Source organism: Acaryochloris thomasi RCC1774 (assembly GCF_003231495.1).
Lineage (GTDB): Bacteria > Cyanobacteriota > Cyanobacteriia > Thermosynechococcales > Thermosynechococcaceae > RCC1774.
The window spans coordinates 56,460-72,765 of sequence record NZ_PQWO01000006.1 but is presented as its reverse complement, the minus strand read 5'-3'; the positions used below and the strand labels follow the sequence as shown (position 1 = coordinate 72,765).

The window sequence follows — 16,306 nt, the reverse complement described above, 5'->3', positions numbered from 1 at the left end:
TCCAATAATGCAGTCAAAATTTTTTCAGACCAGAGAAAATGCCAGCGTTGTGCCAGCCTGCAACCTATAAAGCCTGATATTCCTGCACTTCCTTGATGCGGTGTTCAAAGGGGAAGGCTTGATCAAACTGCGCCTGAATAGCTTCCAAATCAGCCTTGGGGATTGAAAACCACTGCTCCCGCGATGCCCAGCGCACCACGATGATAATCTCCGCATTGTTATCGGGATTGAGCCAGACCGTTTTATCGATAAATCCTGGATAACGCTTGAGCGCTGGCGTCCAGATCTCAGCATCTTTCTGTAAATACTCCTGCCGCCGTGCCGGATCAACCTTGATTCTTAACCACTCAACAGCAATGGATGAATCAGAATTTTGGCGCGATGTAGACTGAACAACCTGAGAGCCATCTGTGCCTGGTTTCTGTTCTCCACTCACGGGCCGAGCAACGCCAACAATCATCAGCCAAATGCTGGCGGAACCCATGAGAACAAAGGATTTTCTGAGCTTTAAAGCCATAGAACTGATGCCTGTGAGAGATCTCTACTTCCTTAGTACTGTGTCAATGCTGCATAGAATCTCTTAGGAACACAGATGTCAATGTTCTACTTTGTAATGCAAGAAAATCTCCTGCTCAACCTGCTGTAGCTTCAGTAGCGTCAATTTAGGCGCATCGTCCTCTGAAAAACCTGGCCCTCCGACAGGTGTAGGCCGCTCTGCCCCACCTAAGAACAAAGGGCAAACGGTTAGATGAAATTCGTCAATCAGTCCGGCTTTTAGCAGGGCTGCCACAATTGCGCCGCCACCTAGAACCGCTAATTTCTCGACACCCAGCGCCTTAAGTTGCTTGAAAGCAGGTTGCCAATCCACCGACTGTTCTGAAGTCTCGTGGATCAGAACTTGATCAAAATGAGAGTTTTCTTGCCATTTCTGAGCGCCCTTCTGTGTCGTCAGCAGCCAACGAGGAACGGCTTGGCTAAAAAATGGCAAGTCAGAATCAATCTTGCCTGAGCGAGTGCAGACAATTTGCGCAGGCTGCTCTGATTTACCCTCTTGCTGTCGAGCCTGAATCAGTTCAGAATCCTGCACTCGCATGGCAGAGCCACCCGCTCGCATCGTGCCAGCACCGACTAAAACGGCATCAGCCGCTGCCACCTGACATTCGAGATGTTTATAGTCAGCATCCGAGCCGAAAGACGGCTGGGCATCGTCAGCGGCAATCTTGCCATCGGCACTCATGGCAAAGACAACGGTTGCGTAGGGTCGATCAAGGAGCGGACGGTTCATAAAGCGCACCAGTGGGGTCGTTAAGCTAGCAAGTGATTCATTAAACTTAAAGATAACCACAAATGCCCGGAGCCGTCAGATTTTGCCGCAGCCCGTCCGTAAAGTTCAGCCGCCTCTCAAATTTCTGCCGCAAAGGCTGGATCCGCTGGTCATTAGGGTCGTTAAGTTCTTGCTCCCGGCATGGATGCGATACAAGCTCTCCATTGCCTCAATTCAGACAGAGAATACTGAAGTCTTAGTAGAGCTTTATCAGAAATTTCAGGCCGATAAGGTCAGGATGCTGCTAACGTTTCGGCATCCGGGTACGGCAGATCCGTTTGTGATGGCTTATTTGCTGTGGTATGCGGTCCCCAAAGCAGCAAGGCGAATGGGCGTCAAGTTTAAAGAACCGGTCCGTAGTCATTTCATGTACGACCGAGGGATTCCTCTGTGGGCGGGGGAATTTGTGACTTGGCTGTTCCCTCGGCTGGGCGGCACCCCCATTTTTCGGGGTAAGGCCGATCGCCAGGGATTGAAGGCGGCGAGAGATTTAATGGCCAACGGCGTGATTCCGCTTTCATTAGCGCCCGAGGGCGGCGCAAATGAGCATAGTGAGATGGTAGGCTCGCTAGAGCCTGGTGCCGCTCAGCTTGGGTTTTGGTGTGCGGATGATTTGCACAAGGCAAACCGGCCTGAGTCTGTCTACGTTGTCCCAATCGGGATTCAGTATTCCTATCGGGATCTGTCCTGGTCACCACTCGAAGATCTGCTGACTGAAATGGAGACGACAGCAGGTATTTCTCCAGAGATGAGCATACCGAAGGGACATCTTGCCGATGCGCAGGCGGATGCACTTTATGGTCGGTTGTTGCGCTTAAGCGATCATCTCTTAGAGATCATGGAGGGCTTCTATGCCCGCTACTACCATCGCACCTTCCCTGAGATAGCGACGGCTGAGCCAGAAGTGAACGGCTGCCATCGCAATCAGTATTTGACGAAGCGTCTAAAATCTCGTTTAGAGGTGGTGCTACAGGTCGCGGAAGAGTACTTTGGGCTAGAGCCTAAAGGTAGCCTATCTGATCGCTGCCGAAAGATTGAGCAGGCCGGTTGGTCACACATTTATCGAGATATCGAGGAACTTTCACCCTTGGAGCAGGGCTTAGCGGACTGGACAGCAGAGGAGGCCAGCCTCAAGCTCAACCACATGAGAATTGTGGAGCGACTGTCTTCGGTTACGGGCCACTATATTTTGCAGAAGCCCAGCATTGATCGGTTTGCAGAGACCATTCTAATTGTCTGGAAGATTGTTGAACATCTAAAGGGTGGCGATCCCCACAGTCCGCCAGATTTGGGTCTCAAGTCACTACGCATTACGGTGGGTAAACCGCTATCGGTGACAGAACGATTCCCGACCTATCAAAAAGACCGTCGCCACGCCCGTCAAGAAGTTGAAGCGCTGACGCGAGAACTGCAGACGTCTTTAGAAGAGATGATTGTTTAGCCTACTTCTTCTGACGCCATTTTGAGGTGCAGAGGATCTTGTTGCGATCGCAACGATCCACATACTTCGCCGCCACCTCAGTTACTTCTTTAAGCAGCCCTTCATTAAGCTTCGTGGGCTCTAGCCCTAGATCTAAAAAGCACTGATTATCTACATACAGCTCATTCTCAGCCGCTTCATTTCTAGGATTCTCTAAATACTCAATCTCAGCTCCGGTAATCTTAGAAACAAGCTCAGCCAAAGCCCGGACCCGGTGAGTCTCCGTCATCTGATTTAGAATCTGGACCCGATCCCCAACCGGCGGCGGATTCTCAATCGCCAACTGCACGCACCGCACCGTATCTTGAATGTGAATAAAAGCACGGGTTTGTCCCCCAGTGCCGTGAACGGTCAAAGGGTAACCAATCGCCGCCTGCATCAAAAAGCGATTGAGGACTGTTCCATAATCGCCATCATAGTCAAATCGATTAACCAGCCGCTCATCCTTCTTCGTTTCAGCCGTATTCGTGCCCCAAACAATACCCTGATGCAGATCCGTGACGCGAACCTGATCATTCTTATTGTAGTAAGCAAAGAAAAGCTGATCCTGAGTTTTGGTCATGTGGTAAATACTGCCTGGATTCGCCGGATGCAGAATCTCCTTTGTAATCACCGCTCCAGTATCCGTCACCACCTGAATATCGAGATAGCCTTCGGGAATCTTCATCCCCGCCGTGCCGTAGCCGTAGACCCCCATCGTACCCAGATGAACCACATGGATATCGAGTCCTGACTCCACCACCGCACAGAGAACGTTATTTGTGGCATTGAGATTATTATCAACGGTATAGCGCTTGTGCTTAGACGACTTCATGGAGTAGGGAGCCGCTCGTTGTTCGGCAAAATGCACCACCGCATCAGGTCGCTCAGTCGTAAACAGATTCAGGAGCTGATCGTACTCCTTAGCAATATCAAAATTCCGAAACTCCAGTGTTTTGCCTGAGACCTCTTTCCAAGCCTGCAGGCGCACTGTCATAGAGCTAATGGGGGTTAGAGAGTAAACTTCTAACTCGTTGTCGATGTTGCGTCTCGACAAGTTATCGACAATGACAATGTCGTGTCCAAGGTTTGATAGATGCAGCGCCGTCGGCCAACCGCAAAAACCATCACCACCCAAAACAACAATCTTCATGCCTGCTCTCTACCGTCTTTAATAGGCCCACACTCATAACACTACCTTAAAAGAGGGCCGCTTCTAGCGGTGAAAAAACGACATTTTAGGTATTGCTATAAATACGCCAAACCATCTGCGACCAATGGACTCAGAGATTGCAGTCAAAGCAAATACATCGACTGACAGAACATAAAACCCCGAAGAAATTGAGAAAGGCTATGCCCGATGCTTTTTTAATATTTTGCCTGTGGCTCGTTGGGACTCGCCTACTTCAACACGCCTTTAGTCGATAGATAGTCGATAACCTGAGCCGCGCAATCCTCTAAAGATTTGCTGCCCGTATCAACCTCAAGCTCTGCCTTTTCCGGTGCTTCGTAGGGGGACGAAATGCCGGTGAAATGGGCAATTTCCCCCGATCTGGCTTTTTTATAGAGACCTTTGACGTCCCGCTCTTCGCAAACATCTAAACTGGCCTGACAATAGACCTCGATAAAATCTCCCTCTGGTACAAGCTGTCTCACCTTTTCGCGATCGGCCCGAAAGGGTGAGATAAAGGCCGTCAGCGTAATAATACCGGCTTCGTTGAATAGCTTGGCAATTTCTCCGACCCGACGAATATTCTCTTCTCGGTCCTCGTCTGAAAACCCTAAATCTGCGCAGAGACCGTGGCGGACATTGTCGCCATCTACAACAAAAGTGCGACACCCCCGCTCATGCAGCTTGGCTTCCACTGCATGGGCTAGCGTCGATTTCCCCGCACCTGATAGTCCAGTAAACCAAAGGATGGTGCTCTGGTGATTATTGAGCGCTTCCCGCTGCTGCCGGGTAATGGTACTTTCGTGCCAAACAACGTTCGAAGATTTCATAGATTGAGGATCGCTAATATGTAGAACAACAGGAAAATGCTAGGTCGCACAAAGGGCTTTAGACCGTTCATGCTGGGCAGGCCGCACCTCAGTAATTTGATTGTCATGATCGACAAAAACGACTGTAGGGCTAAATCCGTCTAGCTCTTGGGTCGAGAACTGAGCATAGGCCATAATAATGATGCGATCGCCAGGGGCACCGAGGCGAGCTGCAGCTCCATTTAGCTCAATGGCACCTGAATGAGCAACAGCCGGAATCGTATAGGTAATCAGCCGCTCACCGTTATTAACGTTGACGACATGCACTTGTTCATAGGGCACCATTCCCGCGGCCTCTAGCAGCACGGAATCAATGCTAATGCTGCCAACGTAGGCAATATTAGCTGCCGTGAGGGTGCAGTTGTGAATCTTGGTGGCGAGGAGGGTACGCTGCATAGAAGCCTTAATGACTAAAAAAAGCTTAACATTTTTGGGTTTTTGTGAAAATTACGGCCCAGTGGGGACTAACCCCCTACACTCAAACACAGTGCTTCGATAGCCGGCGCTAGCTGAGTTAGGGCAGCACTACTTCGACGGGCGTTTCAATTGCCCTAATATCCTAATCAATAGGTCGAAGTCTATGTAGCAGTACTTGGCTGAGTTAGGGCACCCCTTCTTTAGGTACAGGCAGGTTTCAGCCCTTTTCATATCCTAATCAACACATGTACCGCTATATCACTGGGTTAAGCCCCTATGCAATTAATGTCGATCATTCTCGGTGCCCTCACTCCCATTGAACGGTCAAGATGGCAGTTTAAAAGTCTTAGGCGACAAATCGCAGAAAGAGGTGAGCTACAACTCAGGCGGCTATTGGATTGGCTGCAAGGTTCAGATTCAACGTTTCAAGACGCACCTGACTGGCTAGGCCCGTTACTAATGTGGCTCCTTCGAGCGGCTGCAGTTGTAATCGTCTGCAGTCTTCTTTACTGGGGCATTAAGGCCGTTATCAGTCTATTCAATCGACGAAGGCGTCGGCAGTCCTCTATCACCGCAACTCAGCAGACCTCAATAGAAACTCAAACGCTGCAAGATTGGCTCGCGCAAGCGGCAGCAGCCCAATCACAGCAAGATTACGCCACTGCTTGCCGTGCCCTCTACATGGCCCTTTTGGTTCAGCTCGAAAAGACGGAGTGGCTTGCTCAGAATCCAGCCCTAACGGATCAAGAATATCTCCGCCGATTAGACTCGCTTTGGGTCCTATATCCTCAGGCCGCAGAGCTACCTCAAGCCTGGAGTCAGCTTTTTCAAACCCACGAGCTGATTTGCTACGGTGCTCAAGATGCATCACTTGAGCGGTTTCAACGCTGTCAGCAAGCTTATCAGCGACTAGCCTCTGAATTGGCGCCCTGTCGTCCGGTGGTGCCGTAATGGTCAATACTTCTCCTGGCGTACAAAGCGCTGATCCTTCCCGTCGCCGTCGGCCTCCGGTTTGGATTGTGGCGATATTGCTAGCAGTGCTGGTGCTCTTTGGCTTGATTCTGTTGGCGGCACCTGGTGCCCAGAAAGGGTCGAGCTACTCAAGAGCGCTAACGGGTTACCGAGGCTGGTATGACTACATGGAGCAGCAACAGCAGCCCGTGAAGCGATGGCGGAAAAGTTACGATCAGCTCAGCGGTACAGGGCAAACCTTGATTCAGGTTGGTGGCCAGTCTGCTTTTGGTATCGATGTGAGCGCTTCTTCCCGAGAAGAAGGAATCCAAACTTGGCTGGCGAACGGCAATACCCTAATCAAGCTGCAGCAGCAGGGCAGCGTTACCGAGGCTCCCTTTACCTCTCGTCTAAAAGCCGGTACGGATCAAGTCAAGATTGAAACGACGCGACGCTACACCAATCAGGGAACATCATCGGGGTCATCGCGCGCAGATGCTTCCGATGACGTAGCAGTGGAACTACAGGATCGGTTTGGGTCAGTTGTTTGGTCTCAGCCAGTGGGCAAGGGGATGCTGATTAGCTGTGCCTACCCTTGGCTGGCCTCGAATGCTCTGGCGGACCAGGCGGATAACTATCGCTTTCTCGCGACTTTATCCCAGCGTCAGGGAGGAACCATCTGGATCGATGAATGGATTCATGGCTATCGCGATCCCTCACCAGAGGCGAAGGCCGCGGCATCGAAGCCGCAAGATTTTGTGGAGTACCTAATGCGTACCCCGGTGGCAATTATGGCCGCTCAGCTTGGCTTTGTGTTGTTGCTGCTCATCTGGGGCCACAATCATCGCTTTGGCAATTTAGTGAAGCTTAAACCTGAAAGACAAGATACCAGTGAACAATACATCCAGGCGTTAGCCAGCACAATGAATGCGGCTAGACAGACAAAGTTTGCAACTCAAGCACTGGGGCAGCAGTTCCGCAGGACTTTAGCGACTCAATTGGGGCTGATCTCTCCCTACAGCCATAATCTTCCTGACGCGGAGCGGCTCTCGGACCACTGGGCCGAGGCGACGGGGCGCTCAGCACCGGAGTTATTAAAGTTACTAGAGCCGAATGTGCGAAGTGACCGAGAACTGCTAGCCTGGGTTGCAAATGTTGAATCCCTACTGCGAGAACTACCTTGAGTACAGCATTCGAACGCCTCCATCAACAGCTAAGCCAGATCGTAATTGGTCAAGACGCCGTGATCAAAGGCTTGCTGATTGCGTTACTGGCGGAAGGTCACGTCATTCTAGAAGGGGTGCCGGGTACGGCCAAGACACTCTTGGTACGGCTTTTAGCCAATTTGATGCAGGCTGAGTTTCGGCGGGTCCAGTTGACGCCGGATGTGCTGCCTGCGGATGTTTTGGGCACCAGTATTTTTGACTTCAACAGCCGCAGTTTTTCCCTGCGAAAAGGGCCCATTTTCACGCAGATTTTGCTGGCAGATGAGATTAACCGCACCCCTCCTAAAACGCAGGCGGCTCTGCTGGAGGCGATGGAGGAGCGCCAGGTAACGCTGGACGGCACAACGATGCCGCTGTCGCCGCTGTTTTGGACGATTGCCACCCAAAACCCTTTGGAGTTTGAGGGCACCTATCCACTTCCGGAGGCGCAGCTTGACCGATTTCTGTTCAAGCTGGTGGTCACTTACCCTGAGGCCAAGGCGGAGAAGCAAATGCTGCAGAATGTTTTGGGCGGCTTTGAGCACCGTGATCTAAAGCAGATGAATTTGCAGCCGGTGATTACGGTGGATGAAGTGCTGCAGGCCCGTCAGTTGATGCGTCAGGTACGCGTCGAAGAGAACTTGGTGGATTACCTCTTGGCGTTAGTAAGTGCCAGTCGGCAACAGCCCGAGCTACTCCTGGGTGCGTCGCCGCGTTCGGCAGTGGGATGGCTGCGAGCCGCCCAGGCCCAGGCTTGGCTGACCGATCGAGATTTTGTCACCCCTGATGATGTGAAGTCGATGGCGCTGCCGTTGCTGCAGCATCGCTTGATCTTGAAGCCAGAGGCGCAGCTTGATGGGGTTTCGATTGATCAAGTGATTCAGAATCTATTAACTCGTATTCCGGTACCGCGATGACGGCTGCTGCTTCAACAAACCCTATCATGGCTGGACCTGAGGCCCCCAGGCCCATGAAAGCGCATAAAGTGCGTCCGATCCCGACTGGACGGTTCTATCTGCTTTTGCTGTTGGGGTTGCTGATTCCGCTGGTGATGGCGCTGATGCCGAGTTTGCCGCTGTGGGTGTCTTGGGTTTTGGTGTTTTTGTATGATGTTTTGGTGGTTGCGATCGCAACCCTAGATCACCGCCGCACGGCTCGCTGGCAGATCCAGATTGAGCGTAGCTGTGACCCCCGCCTTTCCATTGGTCGCGAGAATCCCATTCACCTCAAAATCACAGTGGGCAGCGGACCCAAAAACAGCCCCAAAAGCCAGCTCCAAATCCGCGACCTGTATCCGCAAGACTTTCGAGCCGATCAGGAAACCCTCACCGTTCCGATCGGAACACATACCCTGACCGAGCTGACCTATCACGTCTTCCCCCCCCGGAGAGGAGCCTACAAATGGACAGGCATCGCCCTGCGACAGGATAGCCCTTGGGGGCTTCTCTGTCGTTCTTGGCGACTTCCCGTGCATACAGACGTTGACGTTTATCCTGATCTAATTGGCCTCCGGCTGCTGTCGGTGCGCCTTAGCCTTGAAGCGAGCGGAAGCCTACGACGGCGGCGTCATGCTCTAGGGGGTACAGAATTCTCAGAGCTGCGAGACTATAACGTCGGTGACGACCTTAGACTGCTGGACTGGAAAGCTACTGCCCGTCGAGGTCGTCCCCTTGTGCGCCTGCTGGAGCCAGAGCGAGATCAGCCCCTGATTATTTTGCTCGATAGAGGTCGATTAATGACGGCTCAGGTCGCGGGCCTTCAACGATTTGATTGGGCGCTGAATGCCACTTTATCATTGGCCTTAGCGGGCTTGCGTCGAGGCGATCGCGTGGGCGTCTGCGTCTTCGACAACGACATCCACACCTGGGTTGGACCGCAGCCCGGTCAGTCTCATCTCTCTCATATTCTCGGACAGGTCTATAACCTAGAGCCGGTAATGACGGAATCAGACTATGTGGCCGTCGTCAGCCGCGTTCTCAATCAATACACACGGCGAGCCTTAGTGGTTTTACTGACCGATATCGTTGATGATATTGCCTCCTCTGAGCTGCTGGCAGCGATGGCTCGGCTGTCTCCCCGTTTTTTGCCTTTCTGCGTTGCCCTGCGCGATCCCCAAGTGGATGCTCTGGCGCAGCAGCCCTTAGCGACCACGGACCAGCGGCTTGCAGACCAGGTCCAGGGACTCTACACGCAGTCCGTTGCGCTTGATTTAATGCAGCAGCGGAGAGTGGCTTTCGCCAGACTTAAACAGCAGGGCGTCATGGTTTTAGATGCCCCAGCCAATACCATTAGCGAACGGCTGGTTGATAGCTATCTACTGCTTAAGGCCCGCAATCGTCTTTGATCGGTAAAAGCATTTAAAATGCTTGATACGAATGCCAGAACATCAAGCTCAGTGAACTCAGAACTAGATCCAAAACAGCAGAAAATGATGGCGGCTTACCGGACCGGTCAGTCCCTTTTTGAACGCGGTCAGTATCGAGAGGCCGTTGAGTGGTTAAGTCAAGCCAACAATCTGGGATTACCTAACTCCCGCATCGGCGGCGAGATTCAGATGTCTCTCGTGACGGCCTATGAAGCAGCAGGACAGCGCGAAGAAGCCCTCACCCTCTGTCGGCAGCTCAATACCCATCCTTACGCTGAGACACGCAAGCAAAGCAAGCGCTTGTTGTATATTCTGGAAGCGCCCAAGCTGGAGATGCGGCCCGAATGGCTCACGCAGATTCCTGATTTAGAGCAAGTGGAAGAACGCGATCGCAACTCCCGGATTACCGCTCGCCCCCTTGCCAAGCCCCCCCAACCCAAACGTGTGATTCAGCCTCCCGCAGATCCCAGCCAAGTTGAAACCAAAGACAATGGCTTTGTCTGGTTTGCCCTCGGCATCATCATCCTGACATTGGGCAGCCTCTTTTGGCCTCGCTAGCAAAGGGCTACAGTCAGTGCTTCTCAATCCGGCAGCAGCTCTTGCAGTAGCCAAAAACCAGCAAAATCCTGCGCCTCCGGGCTAGACTGAATAGCCAAGAAGTGGAGCTGCTGAGCCTCTTGCTTCGTCCGCTCAAACGCCTCAACTTCAGTCGCCAGTGTCGGATCCTGCAGATTAGAAAGAACCCAGCGTTCCACTAGCCCAGTCTCTAGCAGCAGCTGCGGCTTGGGCGTGGGAGAAAACTTGAGAAAAGCTAGCTCCAAACCGGACATCCAGCCCGCCAAAGGGACCGCCCGCTCTGAAAAAATGATCAGCCCAGGAATATTCGTATCTGCCGGTAGCTTTACTAGCTCCAGCGGGAATGGGTCGTTAAAGGCAATCTCCCAGTCCTGCATCTCTGAAAAGGCGCTCAAAGGCAGCGTTGCGATACTCCAGCTCTGACCCACCAACGCATCCGGTAGCGACTGAGGCGGCATCGGATCAAATTGCGCCGGGGGAGCCATCAGCGGCTGATAGCCTGGATGCTGTGGATAGACCTGTAAAGAACGCTCCTGCAGCCATTGATAAATCGCGAAGGTCCGGCGGCTGGCCTGTGCCGGAATCCCTATCCCCTTGCAGGCACGGGTAATAATGCTGCTCATCTGACGCCGGAAAAAACGAATCTTCTCCGGCTGCTCCGATACGGCCACCCCCTGAGACTGTCGCCATTGCTCCATCGCCTCAGTCAAAGCATTCTGCAGCCAACGCGCATTCGCTTCAGCTCCTGAGCATTGTTGAGTGTATTCAAAAGAGCGTTGGGTATCACAAACCAGGAGTTCCCAAATTTTCTTTTGCTGCTCATCTAAGATGGGCCGTGAATAGAAATCAATTTCCCAAACCTTGGTCATTCCGCCGCCGTACCTTGGTTAGCCTGCGCCCAGCGGCGCAGCTTATCAACGAGCTCAAGCCCATCCCTAAGCGTTTCACAATCACCGACCACAATCAACTCTCCAGCCCTCAACAAAATGTATTAATTGATACAGAATGGCGGCACTAGACCTGCTGGAATCGGTTCAACTACCGTTCACTCCTGACTGTGAGGTCATCTAAAGCTGTATTTTCTGCAGTTCGGTCCCTCACCAAGGTAAACTCTTGACGCCCTTCTCATAGATAGCTGTTTAAGCTTTGTGGGTTGTACTGCCATCGTGTAGTTGTTTACCGTCTACTTTGTCCTTCGCTTATCTAAGGAACATTACAGTGGTGATGTCTAAGCCGAAACCAAAGAGGTCTAACCTCAAATCAGTTATTCGCCTGTCGCCTCTTTGGCAGGCCTGTCTGCCCTTCGCAGCAATCATTATTTTGTTCTGGGGCTTTGCCGCAACGGCTCAGGATGCTCCTCCTGATGCGGCTGAAGTCGCTGCAGAACTGAGAGTGGGACTTGACACCATGTGGGTGTTGTTCTGTGCCTTTCTCGTGTTCTTCATGAACGCAGGCTTCGGTATGTTAGAGACCGGATTTTGCCGTCAGAAGAATGCTGTCAATATTCTAGCGAAAAATCTAGTCGTCTTCGCCCTAGCCACAATTGCCTACTGGGCCATTGGCTTTGGCCTTATGTTTGGCGACGGCACCCCAATCTTTGGAACCGGTGGCTTCTTTCTCGCGGGTGCTGATAATAGCCCACTCACCGGAGATGACTATCAAGGTATTTTTAGTGCCTTGAACTGGACCGGTGTGCCTTTGACGGCGAAATTTCTGTTCCAGCTCGTGTTTGCCGGTACAGCGGCGACGATTGTCTCTGGTGCAGTTGCAGAACGAATTAAATTTGTCTCGTTCATTATCTTTAGTGTTGTTCTAACGGGCATCATGTACCCGATCACCGGCCATTGGATTTGGGGTGGCGGCTGGCTCGGCGGCTTCAACTTCTGGGACTTCGCCGGTTCTACCGTGGTTCACTCTGTGGGCGGCTGGGCTGCTCTAATGGGAGCGGTTATCCTCGGCCCACGGATTGGCAAGTATTCTGAATCCGGCCCGCTGGCCCTTCCTGGGCACAGCATGAGCTTAGCAACGCTGGGCTGTCTGATTCTGTGGCTAGGGTGGTTTGGCTTTAATCCCGGCTCAACAATGGGTGTTGCCGCCAGCGATATTGCCCACATTGCTACGACCACGAATATTGCCGCCGCATTTGGTGGAGTCTCTGCAACATTCACCGCCTGGTTCTATCTGGGTAAGCCAGACCTTTCAATGATTATCAACGGCGTCTTAGCCGGACTTGTGGGCATTACTGCCCCTTGTGCCTTTGTCTCTATCCCTTGGGCTGCGGTGATTGGTTTAGTCGCGGGCATCATCGTTGTTTTTTCTGTCACCATCATTGATGGCCTCAGAATTGATGACCCGGTTGGTGCTGTCTCTGTTCACGGTGTCTGCGGTGTTTGGGGAACCTTGGCTGTGGGCCTGTTCTCTCAGGGGCCTGATGGAACAATCTATGGCGATGGTGCAGGTCCAGCAGCAGGTTTGTTCTTGGGGGGCGGTACTGTGCAGCTCATCCCCCAAATTGTTGGGATTCTAGCAGTCGCAGCCTTCACGCTGATTGTTAGCGGTATTGTCTGGAGCATCATCAAGGCTGTCGCGGGCATCCGGGTGCCTCAAGAAGAAGAGCTGCGCGGCTTAGATATTGGCGAGCATGGCATGGAGGCCTATAGTGGCTTCCTAAAAGAAGAGATGAAGTAGTAGATATCAACATCTCTATTCTCCCAGCTCCCAAAGTTACAGGCTGAATCAGACTTATGGAACCTATTCCTTTTGTAGGAATAGGTTCCGCTTTATAAAGTTATGGCAATGTCACTGCAATATTTGATAACTTCGGCTTGATCAATGGGCAGCATAAGGAAAGGTGTCCACCCCATCACTTTGGCTTGTTCCTTCAGTCGTCAGCGCCCTTAAATCTTAAGTTTGTGCTGCAGGCTACGCTGTGGTTGAGTAGATTAAACTACTTTGATTGCAGTTTTGAGTTTATATTTCACCAATAAATAAACTTTTATGAGCTGTAGTTGCGCTCTCAACAGCTTTGTCGGAGTAAACGCGACAAAAGTTAAATATATTTAAAGTCGTTACAATACTAAGTGCGAAACTTAGGAGGACCCTGTGTTTCTTCGATTAGCTGATCAACATCGCCAATTTGTCCAAGATCTGGTCATGAATTTGCAGGCTCTAGCGATTGTGCTAGAGCGCAGAGGATACCTGGCCTCTTGCTATACCTGTGGAGGCAAGATGGAAAGTGCCTCTTTTATGGTCAGCTTAGGGGAAGATCATCTCATTCGCTTTTTAGTTTCGGACTACGGTATTACCTGGACTGAAATGCGTGATGACCGAGAACTCATGAAATTAGAGGGCGCAGAGGCAATTTGCCAGCTGCAGGAGCTGGCAAACCTGCTCAAGGTTAAAACAGTTCCAGCTTCTGAACTAGCGGCCGCTCGTCATTAGGACTTTCTTAAGTAGAGAAGAATCTGAGAGCGACTTTTAGCCGAAGATGCTCAACGCTATCCGGTGGGTGCTAGGCTGAGTAACGGAACGGGGGATTTAAGGATGCTCATTTACAAATCTGGCCAACGTGGGTAGGCCAGGATTTCTACACGCGACGAGGTATCGCACACCGAAATTATGTTCCAATCTCGTGATTGCTGGCAACATCAATTTATCCAAACCAATAAGATCCGGTTGCACTACGTCACCCAAGGTGAGGGGGATCTTGTTATTTTACTCCACGGTTTTCCTGAGTTCTGGTACTCGTGGCGCTATCAGCTTCCGGCCCTAGCTCGTCACTTTAAGGTGGTGGTCCCAGATCTGAGGGGATATAACGACTCAGATAAGCCAGAGAATGGCTACGATATCGATACCCTCAGCCAAGATATTGTAGGTCTGATTCAAAATTTGGGCTATCAGTGTGCTCACGTTGTCGGCCACGATTGCGGCGGCATGATTGCTTGGAACCTGGCCGAAAAGTTTCCGCAGCATCTAAAACGATTGGTGCTCTTGAATACGCCGCATCCCCAAAAGCTGTTTCGGGAGCTGTCAAGCAACTTGGATCAGCTCAGAAGAAGCTGGTACATGCTGGCCTTTCAGGTGCCGGGGTTGCCGGAATGGTTGATTAAGGTTAACCTGCAGCAGTTTTTGCAAAATTGGTTCCAAAAGCAGGCAATCCGAAAAACGCCTTTTTCGAGTGAGACCTTGAAGATTTATCAGGCCGCTTTAGAGAAGACGGGTGCCCTGTCTTCGGCCATCAATCACTACCGGCAATTGCTAGCCCCAGAATCGTTGCTGAAGCGAGATCGATCGCTGTTGCCGATCAATATCCCGACTTTAGTGCTGTGGGGTGAAGATGATACGGTGTTGAGCCCTAACTTTGCGACGGGATTTGAGCGCCTGATTCAAGCGCCGTTCCGGCTCAAGTTCGTGCCGGAATGCGGCCACTGGATCCAGCAAGAAGCCCCTCGGATCGTTAATCGTGAGCTGCTGGCGTTTCTTCGCCAGGATCAGCACTTGAGTTCTGAGTTGGCCGGTTAGAAAACACGATCTAGAATTAGGGCCGCACTGGGGTTAGTATCATTCCATCCTTGAGAAGAAAAGGCTTTAAGCACCTGACAGCATTGGCTCCAGGGATTTCTTAATTGCGGCTTTGGGCACCTGATCTGTGATCGTCACGGCACCGATTTTAGTGGGTAAGATAAAGCGTACCTTTCCGTCTTTGACCTTTTTGTCAGTGAGTAAGAGGTCGGCGACGTCGGCGCTGGGGAAGTCGTCAGGTAGTTGGGTAGGTAGCCCTGCTTTGAGAATCAACTGCTGCTGGCGGTCTAGATCCTCGGTAGACCAAAGCCCTAGCTCAACGGCAATGTGACCTGCAGCAATCATGCCAAGGGCGACGGCTTCGCCATGTTTGAAGGTGCGGTAGTGGGTCAGGCTTTCGATGGCGTGGCCGATGGTGTGACCGTAGTTGAGGATGGCTCTGAGGCCACCTTCTTTTTCGTCTTGGCTGACGACGTCGGCTTTGGCCTGACAGGAGCGCGTCAGGATTTTGGTGAGTAATGCAGGGGCAAGAAAACGAAGCTGATCGATGCGATCGCAACTCTCCAATTCTTCAAACAATTCTCGATCCCAGATGACACCATACTTAATCACCTCAGCCATCCCGGCCCGAAATTCCCGCCTTGGCAACGTCGCCAGCGTATTAGGATCCACCAACACCAGCCGAGGCTGATGGAAAGCCCCAATCAGATTTTTCCCCTGAGGATGATTGACGCCAGTTTTACCGCCAATCGCCGCATCCACCATTGCCAGTAAACTGGTCGGGATCTGTACAACCGCAATACCACGTAACCAAGTGGCTGCAGCGAAACCCGTCATATCACCGATCACACCGCCGCCCAATGCCACGAGGGTCGATGAGCGCTCTAGCCGTTGCGCGAGGGCATGGTCATAGATCTTCTGAACCGACTTTGGCGTTTTGTAGCGTTCCCCCGCCGGTAAAATGCAGTGCGTCACCTCAAAGCCAGCCTTCTCCAGAGAATCGACCACCGTTTGACCGTAGTGCTTCCAAATTTGAGGGTTCGACACCACCACCATTTTTTGACCCAGTTTTGTAGTCTGGATCTCAGGGTTTGTCAGCAGCGAGCCAATGTCGGTTAGAGAAGATGAAATTGCAACCGAATAAGCCTGCTGAGGCAGCGGTACAGGAATCAGAGTAGCTGTCATCTAAGTCTTTTGAGAAAATGTAATTTGAGTCCAGGTGCCGCCCCTTCGTTCCACAAAAATTCAGAGAAGATGCTCAAAAAATTTTGCCGTTGACGATGGTGATCATTACCTTGTCGACCGCTATCATAGCAAGGCCAGACGAACGACCGCCTTAGATGCCTTCCGCCAGCGCTCGAAAAAGGCAGCCGAGAACAACCGCACCTATGCATGTAGGTCTCAGAAGCTTAGAATCGTAGGAGGATAATGGCCTTACTTTTTTGAGC

The 16,306-nt window shown here is 51.7% G+C and carries 16 protein-coding genes; 9 read left to right on the top strand and 7 right to left on the bottom strand.

Annotated features, from left to right (window positions below; genetic code table 11):
* Positions 1-64: 64 nt before the first annotated feature.
* On the bottom strand, positions 65-517 hold the full coding sequence (locus C1752_RS29280; protein WP_233501540.1) for a TIGR03792 family protein: 453 nt from the start codon (positions 515-517) through the stop codon (positions 65-67).
* A 78-nt stretch (positions 518-595) separates the two neighbouring features.
* Positions 596-1,285, bottom strand: a complete 690-nt coding sequence (locus C1752_RS11430) for a RibD family protein (protein WP_110986373.1) — start codon at positions 1,283-1,285, stop codon at positions 596-598.
* 82 nt (positions 1,286-1,367) lie between these two features.
* On the opposite strand from C1752_RS11430, the gene C1752_RS11425 reads away from it, so the two are divergent.
* Positions 1,368-2,765, top strand: a complete 1,398-nt coding sequence (locus C1752_RS11425) for a lysophospholipid acyltransferase family protein (RefSeq protein ID WP_110986201.1) — start codon at positions 1,368-1,370, stop codon at positions 2,763-2,765.
* Position 2,766: 1 nt separating this feature from the next.
* Here the strand turns inward: C1752_RS11425 and C1752_RS11420 are convergent, their stop codons facing one another.
* The 3 genes from C1752_RS11420 to panD form a co-directional block, all read right to left on the bottom strand.
* Positions 2,767-3,936, bottom strand: a complete 1,170-nt coding sequence (locus tag C1752_RS11420; RefSeq protein WP_110986200.1) for an NAD-dependent epimerase/dehydratase family protein — start codon at positions 3,934-3,936, stop codon at positions 2,767-2,769.
* Positions 3,937-4,184: 248 nt separating this feature from the next.
* Complete coding sequence (gene cysC, locus C1752_RS11415; RefSeq protein WP_110986199.1) at positions 4,185-4,784, bottom strand: adenylyl-sulfate kinase; 600 nt, start codon at positions 4,782-4,784, stop codon at positions 4,185-4,187.
* 39 nt (positions 4,785-4,823) lie between these two features.
* Complete coding sequence (gene panD, locus C1752_RS11410) at positions 4,824-5,219, bottom strand: aspartate 1-decarboxylase (protein ID WP_110986198.1); 396 nt, start codon at positions 5,217-5,219, stop codon at positions 4,824-4,826.
* Positions 5,220-5,516: 297 nt separating this feature from the next.
* Between panD and C1752_RS11405 the strand changes: the two genes are divergently transcribed.
* Genes C1752_RS11405 through C1752_RS11385 form a run of 5 tightly spaced genes read left to right on the top strand, consistent with a single transcriptional unit; the run spans position 5,517 to position 10,319 of the window.
* Positions 5,517-6,191: a DUF4129 domain-containing protein gene (locus C1752_RS11405; protein ID WP_110986197.1), complete on the top strand. Its 675-nt coding sequence runs from the start codon at positions 5,517-5,519 to the stop codon at positions 6,189-6,191.
* Complete coding sequence (locus tag C1752_RS11400; protein ID WP_110986196.1) at positions 6,191-7,375, top strand: DUF4350 domain-containing protein; 1,185 nt, start codon at positions 6,191-6,193, stop codon at positions 7,373-7,375. The genes C1752_RS11405 and C1752_RS11400 overlap by 1 nt, the downstream gene beginning before the upstream one ends.
* On the top strand, positions 7,372-8,313 hold the full coding sequence (locus C1752_RS11395; RefSeq protein ID WP_110986195.1) for an AAA family ATPase: 942 nt from the start codon (positions 7,372-7,374) through the stop codon (positions 8,311-8,313). Before C1752_RS11400 ends, C1752_RS11395 begins: the two co-directional genes overlap by 4 nt.
* 53 nt (positions 8,314-8,366) lie before the next feature.
* Positions 8,367-9,740, top strand: a complete 1,374-nt coding sequence (locus tag C1752_RS11390; protein WP_233501539.1) for a DUF58 domain-containing protein — start codon at positions 8,367-8,369, stop codon at positions 9,738-9,740.
* Positions 9,741-9,758: 18 nt separating this feature from the next.
* The gene (locus tag C1752_RS11385) at positions 9,759-10,319 is read left to right on the top strand and encodes a hypothetical protein (RefSeq protein WP_233501536.1); all 561 of its coding nucleotides are present in this window, start codon (positions 9,759-9,761) and stop codon (positions 10,317-10,319) included.
* 23 nt (positions 10,320-10,342) lie between these two features.
* On the opposite strand, the gene C1752_RS11380 is transcribed toward C1752_RS11385, so the two are convergent.
* A complete protein-coding gene (locus tag C1752_RS11380) occupies positions 10,343-11,206 on the bottom strand; it encodes a Tab2/Atab2 family RNA-binding protein (protein ID WP_110986194.1) in 864 nt (287 codons plus the stop codon).
* 355 nt (positions 11,207-11,561) lie between these two features.
* Here C1752_RS11380 and C1752_RS11375 point away from each other — a divergent pair, with 355 nt between their 5' ends.
* The 3 genes from C1752_RS11375 to C1752_RS11365 all read left to right on the top strand — a co-directional run bounded on the left by C1752_RS11375 (position 11,562) and on the right by C1752_RS11365 (position 14,858).
* Positions 11,562-13,025, top strand: a complete 1,464-nt coding sequence (locus C1752_RS11375) for an ammonium transporter (protein ID WP_110986193.1) — start codon at positions 11,562-11,564, stop codon at positions 13,023-13,025.
* A 414-nt stretch (positions 13,026-13,439) separates the two neighbouring features.
* Positions 13,440-13,778 (top strand): DUF1815 family protein, encoded by a 339-nt coding sequence (locus C1752_RS11370; RefSeq protein WP_110986192.1) that lies wholly within the window; start codon positions 13,440-13,442, stop codon positions 13,776-13,778.
* A 177-nt stretch (positions 13,779-13,955) separates the two neighbouring features.
* On the top strand, positions 13,956-14,858 hold the full coding sequence (locus tag C1752_RS11365; protein ID WP_110986191.1) for an alpha/beta fold hydrolase: 903 nt from the start codon (positions 13,956-13,958) through the stop codon (positions 14,856-14,858).
* Positions 14,859-14,924: 66 nt separating this feature from the next.
* On the opposite strand, the gene aroB is transcribed toward C1752_RS11365, so the two are convergent.
* Positions 14,925-16,043, bottom strand: a complete 1,119-nt coding sequence (aroB, locus tag C1752_RS11360; protein WP_110986190.1) for a 3-dehydroquinate synthase — start codon at positions 16,041-16,043, stop codon at positions 14,925-14,927.
* Positions 16,044-16,306 lie beyond the last annotated feature (263 nt).